The 6,356-nt window shown below is 71.9% G+C and carries 6 protein-coding genes; 4 read left to right on the top strand and 2 right to left on the bottom strand.

The genetic code is table 11. The features are described 5' to 3' along the window. The 3 genes from K2X24_RS22820 to K2X24_RS22810 all read left to right on the top strand — a co-directional run. Nucleotides 1-858: TIGR02285 family protein (locus tag K2X24_RS22820; protein ID WP_292501411.1), on the top strand; the 858-nt coding region annotated here is incomplete at its 5' end. Between the two features lie 95 nt (nt 859-953). After that, nucleotides 954-2,255: a GGDEF domain-containing protein gene (locus K2X24_RS22815; protein WP_292501408.1), complete on the top strand. Its 1,302-nt coding sequence runs from the start codon at nt 954-956 to the stop codon at nt 2,253-2,255. Nucleotides 2,256-2,414: 159 nt separating this feature from the next. Then, nucleotides 2,415-2,774: a hypothetical protein gene (locus tag K2X24_RS22810; RefSeq protein ID WP_292501407.1), complete on the top strand. Its 360-nt coding sequence runs from the start codon at nt 2,415-2,417 to the stop codon at nt 2,772-2,774. An 18-nt stretch (nt 2,775-2,792) separates the two neighbouring features. On the opposite strand, the gene K2X24_RS22805 is transcribed toward K2X24_RS22810, so the two are convergent. Together K2X24_RS22805 and K2X24_RS22800 are read right to left on the bottom strand one after the other, a co-directional pair. Continuing rightward, nucleotides 2,793-3,662 (bottom strand): NAD(P)-dependent oxidoreductase, encoded by an 870-nt coding sequence (locus K2X24_RS22805; protein ID WP_292501417.1) that lies wholly within the window; start codon nt 3,660-3,662, stop codon nt 2,793-2,795. A gap of 54 nt (nt 3,663-3,716) precedes the next feature. After that, nucleotides 3,717-4,697 carry an alpha/beta hydrolase gene (locus K2X24_RS22800; RefSeq protein ID WP_292501415.1) on the bottom strand — a complete coding sequence of 327 codons (981 nt, stop codon included), beginning with the start codon at nt 4,695-4,697 and terminating at the stop codon, nt 3,717-3,719. A gap of 200 nt (nt 4,698-4,897) precedes the next feature. On the opposite strand from K2X24_RS22800, the gene K2X24_RS22795 reads away from it, so the two are divergent. Beyond that, nucleotides 4,898-6,295 (top strand): MFS transporter, encoded by a 1,398-nt coding sequence (locus K2X24_RS22795; RefSeq protein ID WP_292501406.1) that lies wholly within the window; start codon nt 4,898-4,900, stop codon nt 6,293-6,295. Nucleotides 6,296-6,356 lie beyond the last annotated feature (61 nt).

Genomic DNA, 6,356 nt, shown 5'->3' with positions numbered 1-6,356 from the left:
AGGGACGCCGTCACGCGGGTGGCGTGGGCCGTCACCGCCCTCCTGGCGATGATGGCCGGCGCACGGGCCGAGGAACCGGGCCCGCCGAAGCAGGTGACGTGGACGCGCTACGACGCGGCGCCGTACATGATCACCGACGGTCCCGAGGCCGACACCGGCATCTTCGATCGGGTTCGTCACATCCTGATGGACCAGCTCGCCGACTACACGCACCAGACCCTGGTGGTGCCCTTCCCCCGCGTGGTGAGCGCGATGAAGCAAGGGATGGAATGGTGCTTCGTCGGCGGCGTCCAGACGCCGGAGCGCGACGCCTACGCGTATTTCTCGCGCCCCACGGGCCTGTTCTACCCGTTGCGGATCGTGGTCCGGGAGACGCAGCGGGCCCGCTTCGAAGCGCTCGGCCCGCTCTCGCTGCGCAGCCTGCTGACCGACCATCCGAACCTGCGCACCAGCGTCCTGCGCCAACGCGCGATCGCGCCGGGCGTCGACGCCCTCCTGCAGGCATCGACCTCGGCCCAGAGGCATTCCGAGTTCAGCGAGGCGTTCCGGATGCTCCAGAACGACCGCCTCGATTACCTCGTCGAGTTCGCGAACATCGCGGCCTATTACGCCAAGGCCCTGGGGGAGCCGGCGCCCTGGATCGGCCTGCCGATGGCGGAGAGCCCCGAGCCCATCTTCAGTCGCGTGATGTGCCCGCGTACGCCGTGGGGACGCGCCGTCATCGACCGGATCGACGCGTTCCTGCCCGCGGAACGCGCGAGCGCGCGCTACCGCGGCATCGTCGAAGCGTGGTCGGCGCCTGAGGATTTGGCTAAGCTTCGTGCCGTCTACGATTCGTCCTTCCTGTCGAGCGAGTAGCCCCGCGGATGCCGAGATCGCCGTTCCGGTTCCGGTCGCATGGGGCACCGGGGGGAGCTCCTCCGGCGGCCAGCCGCGCCCTGGCGACGCATCTGATGCGGGTCATCTTCGGCTGCTACGTGGTGGTGGCGGTCGCGCTGACCGGCGTGCAGATGGCGATCGAGTACCGGCGGGCCAGCGACCGGCTGCAGGAGGACGTGGCGGCGATGCAGCGCACCTTCAGCCCCGGTCTGGAGGATGCCCTCTGGCGCTACAACGCCGCGGTGCTCGGCGGCATCCTCACCGGCATGAAGGAGATCCCCGTCGTCCTCGGCGTCGAGGTGCGCGACGAGCGCGGCGAGCGGGTCCGAGCCCTCGGCACGGTGACCGGCGCGCAGGGCCACGCGGTGCGGGTGGATGCGGAGGGCCGGGAAAGCCCGGTGACCCCGGGCTTCGGACGTCCCTTCAGCCGGACCTTCGCCCTCATGCATACCGAGCGCGACGGTCAGATCTTTCCCGTCGGATCCTGGACGCTGCATTCCGACGATGCGATCGCCCTCGATCAGGTCAAGAACACGCTCGTGGTGATCCTGATCAACGCGATGCTGAAATCGTTCGTGCTCGCGCTGATCTTCTTCGTCGTGATCCGGCACATGGTCGGGCAGCCCTTGAGCCAGATCAGCCGCTTCCTGGCGCAGATCGACGCCAACAACCTCGGTGCACGCCCGCTCAGGCTCTCCACCGGCGGACGCCATGAGTTCCACGCCCTGACGGACACCCTGAACGGCATGGCGCGGCGCCTGCGCCGGGCCTTCGCGGACAATGCCCACCTCATGGACGAACTGCGCGCGGTGAACGCGTCGCTGCAGGCGCGGGTGGAGGAGCGGACGCGCGAACTCGAACGCCTCGCCCACACCGACCTGCTCACCGGGCTGGACAACCGCCGCCGGCTCGACGCGGCGCTGGAGGCCTGCGCCATCCAGGCCCGTGCGGACGGCGCGCCGTTCAGCGTGATCCTGGCCGACGTGGATCACTTCAAGGCGATCAACGACCGGCACGGCCACAAGGTCGGCGACCGGGTGCTCGTCGCCCTCGCGGGGACCTTGAGCGACGGTGTCAGACCCGGCGACACCCTGGGCCGCTGGGGCGGCGAGGAGTTCATGATCGTCTGTCCCGGCACCGGGCTGGCGCAGGCCAGGGCCCTCGCGGAGGCGTTGTGCCACCGCATCGCGAAAACGCCCCTGCCGTTGACCGGCCCGCAGACCTGCTCCTTCGGCGTCGCCGAATCGCGGATCGGCGAAAGTCCCGACAGCCTCGTCACCCGGGCCGACGGCGCCCTCTACCGCTGCAAGAGCAACGGCCGGAACCACGTCGAGACCCAGTCCGGCCCGCAGGACCGGGAACGCGGCGCCGCGTGATACCGGCGTCCCGGTCCCGAGGACCGGCCTGCGCTCGATCCGTCTTGGGTCCGAGACCGCGCGGGGTGCCCGGCGCGCCTGCGTCACAGGGGCGGCGGCGAACGGGCGACGCCATGGCGCGTTGCACGCGTCCAGATCCGCTCACGGACACCCTGACCCATGACCCTCCGATCCGAAACACCCCCCGCCCCCGGCAATCTCACGGTCGAGGCGCCGCCCGAGTCCGATCGGCCCACCACCGCCATGCTGAAGGCCGACATCGACAGCGGCCGGACCGGCGACAAGATCGCCCATTACGACCCCGGCCTGTCGCAGCTCGGCACCGACGACGAAGCGGCGGGGAACGCCCCCTCGCATGCGCGCATCGCCCTCGCCCGGAAGACCGAGGCCGCGCCGCCCAAGGTGCAGAAGGCCGCCCGGCCGGAGGACGGCAGCGGCTGGATCATGCCGCTGTTCATCGGCTGCGCCGCCCTGGTGCCGGTGGTGGTGGGCGTGTCGCTGTTCGTCTTCAACCGCTGAGCCGAAAGGCGTCGGGCGTCAGGCCGGCCGGCCGCGCCGGCGGGCGACCTCCGCCAGGGCGGCGAGGTCCTTGTCGGCATCACCGTGGCCGATCGCCTCGATGAGGTTGTCGCGCAGCACGCTGGCGAAGGGCATCGGCACGCCTGCGGCTCCGGCGGCGGAGAGGACCAGTCCGACGTCCTTGGCGCCGAGCTTGAGGTTGAACCCCGGAGGCTCGTAGCGCCGGGCGGCGATGAGGCCGCCATAGTTCTTGTAGACCGGCGCGGCGAACAGGGTGCTGGTCAGGAGGTCGAGGAGGTCGGCCCCCGACACGCCATGCCCTTCCGCCAGGGCCGCCGCCTCCCCCATCGCCTCGATCGCCGCGACCAGCATGAAGTTGCCCGCGAGCTTGACCGCGTTGGCGCGGTGCGGCTCGGGTCCGAAGCCCCAGGTCCGGGTGCCCATGGCGTCGAGGAGGGGCTGGGCCCGGGCGACCGCCTCCGGGTCGCCGGCCGCCACGATGTTCAGGGCGCCGGCCTCGGCGACGTCGGGGCGCCCGAAGACCGGGGCGGCGATGTAGGGCACGCCCGCGCGGGCATGGATGGCGGCGAGATCCTGCGCCAGGGCGACCGAGATCGTGCTCATCGAGAGGTGGAGGCCCGGCCGCCGGACGCCGTCGAGGAGGCCGCCCTCGACGATCACGGAGCGCAGGGCCGCGTCGTCCGCCAGCATGGTGATCGCCGCATCCCCCGCGAAGGCCTCGGCGGCGCTCGCCACCGGCGTGACGCCCGCGAGGCCGTCCGCCGCGCCGGGCGAGCGGTTCCAGACCCGGACGCCGTGGCCCGCCCGGACCAGGCTCGCCGCCATGCCGCGACCCATCCGGCCGAGGCCGATCAGTCCGACATCCATGCCCAGTCCGACCTTCATGCCCATGACGTGTCTCTCGTTGCGGTTGTCCGGCGCTCAGTGACCGTTGAGGAACTCGAGCGTCAGCGTGTTGAACCGGTCCGTCGCTTCCATGTGGACGAGGTGGCCGATGCCCGGCAGCACGACGGCGCGCCCGCTCGGCATCTGCCCGGCCAGCGTCCGCGCATGCTCGGCATTGCGCCCCATGCCCGCCCGCAGGGCCTCCGGCGCGAAGGGCTTGCCCGGAGCGTTGTGGTCGTTCTCGCCCATGACGAAGAGCGTCGGGACCGCGATCAGCGGGATCTCGTGCACCACCGGCTGGCCCCAGATGGCCTGGTAGGAATTGACGAAGGACTGGAGCCAGCGGGGATACTCGCCCGAGCCCTTCACCCGCTCGCGCAGCGACACGAAGGGCTCGATGGCTGAGGCCGGCAGCGACAGGGCGTAGTTCGTCATCAGCTGGCGGCGGTAGGACTCGGCCGTGGCGTCGCCCTCCAGGCGCAGCAGGGTGGCGTCGGAGACCGGCGGCACCGTGAAGCGGTAATCCTCAAGGCCGATCGGCGCTTCGAGCACGAGGCTGTTGACCCGCGTCGGCGCGTTGCGGGTCAGGCGCACGGCCAGCATCCCGCCCATGGAATGCGCCACCACGTCGACCCGCTTCAGGCTCAACGAATCGAGCAGCGCCAGGGTGTCGGCCGCCATGGCGTCGAAGGTGTAGGGACCCACGGGCTTGGCCGACTTGCCGAAGCCGAGCTGGTCCGGGGCCACCACGCGGTAGCCCGCGCGGGTGAGGGCCTGGATCACCGGCTGCCAGTAGCTCGAGGGGAAATTGCGCCCGTGCAGCAGCACGACGGTGCGCCCGTTGGCCTGACCTTCGGCGGCCACGTCCATGTAGGCGAGGCGCTGGCGCTCGCCGTCGCGCATCCGCTCGAGGAAGAACACCGGATGGGGATAGGCGAAGCCCTCGAGCCCGATGCCGAGGGGCGCGGTGTCCGTCCCGGCCGTCTGGGCGAGGGCCGGTGCCGGGGACACGGGCATCACGGACATCTGGGCCGCCAGCACGAGGGCGGAGATCTTGAGAAGCGCGTCCATGTGGACTCCCGGCAGCGCGCGGTCCGGCGCGTCCGACATCAGATAGCGCAGGTTGCCGGTCCGCGCCGCCGGATCGACGTGACAAAGGACACGCGGGATTCCTCCGCCCCTTGCGAAACCGGGCGCGGGGTCCCACGGGTCCGCCCATGACGAACGACGCCGCGCACCCCGCCCCCCCGGAGCCCGTGACGGACGGCCTGCCGGTGCGCGAGCGCATGCTGGCGCTGCTCGCGATCGGCCTCGCCATGACCATGGCGGTGCTCGACGGGGCCATCGTCAACGTCGCCCTGCCGGTGATGGCCAAGGACCTCGCCGTCGCGCCCTCCGCGGCGATCTTCGTGACCAACAGCTTCCAGATCGCGGTGACGGCCTCGCTGCTGCCGCTGGCGTCGCTCGGCGACATCCTGGGCTATCGCCGGGTCTACCTCACCGGCCTCGTCCTGTTCACGGCGGCCTCCGTGGCCTGCGCCTTCGCCCCCTCCCTCGACTGGCTGGTGGCGGGGCGGATCGCGCAAGGGCTGGGGGCGGCGGGGATCATGAGCGTCAACATCGCGCTCGTGCGCTTCATCTACCCGCACCGGCTGATCGGGCGCGGCGTCGGCAACGTAGCCCTGGTAGTGGCGATGGCCTCCGCGGCCGGGCCGACCGTGGCGGCCGCGATCCTGTCCGTGGCGACCTGGCCCTGGCTGTTCCTCGTCAACCTGCCGGTGGGCCTGATCGCCCTGACGGTGGGTGCCCGCACCCTGCCGGCGACGCCCCGGAGCGGCGGGCGCTTCGACATCCGCAGCGCCGTCCTCAACGCCCTGACCTTCGGGCTCCTGATCATCGGCGTCGACGGCCTCGGCGATTCCGCGACCCGGGGCGTGGCGCTGGCCGAGATCGGCGCGGCGGTGGCGATCGGCGCCGTCTTCGTCTGGACGCAGACCCGGATGGCCCGCCCGCTCCTGCCCGTCGACCTCCTGCGAATCCCCGCCTTCGCCCTGTCGATGGCGAGTTCGGTCGCCTCGTTCTCGGCGCAGATGATGGCCTACGTCGCCCTGCCGTTCTACTTCCAGGACGTGCTGCGCCTCTCCGAGACGCAGACCGGCTTCCTGATGACGCCCTGGCCCATCGCCATCGCGCTGATGGCGCCGATCTCCGGGCGCCTCGCCGACCGCTACGCGCCGGGCCTCCTCGGCGGCGCCGGCCTCGGCCTGATGGCGTGCGGCCTGACCGCCGTGGCCCTGCTGCCGGCGGGGGCGTCCCACCTCGACATCGCCTGGCGCCTGACCCTGTGCGGCCTCGGCTTCGGGCTGTTCCAGTCGCCCAACAACAAGGTCATCATCACCAGCGCCCCGCGCGACCGCAGCGGCGGCGCCAGCGGCATGCAATCCACCGCCCGCCTCACCGGACAATCCTTCGGCGCGGCCCTGGTGGCGGTGATCTTCGGGCTGCACCAGGGCGGCGCGCCGGCCGCCCCGGTGACCGCGACCCTGTGGTGCGCGGTCGGCCTCGCGAGCCTCGGCGCGGTCACGAGCGCGCTGCGGCGGCGGCCCGAGGGCTGAGGGAACGCCGGAATCGCACCAGGGCCCGTCCCGCGCGTTGAACCGGGCGAAGCCCCCAGAG

This window comes from Methylobacterium sp. (assembly GCF_019750675.1).
Classification (GTDB): Bacteria; Pseudomonadota; Alphaproteobacteria; order Rhizobiales; family Beijerinckiaceae; genus Methylobacterium.
This window is presented reverse-complemented; position numbering and strand designations above follow the sequence as displayed.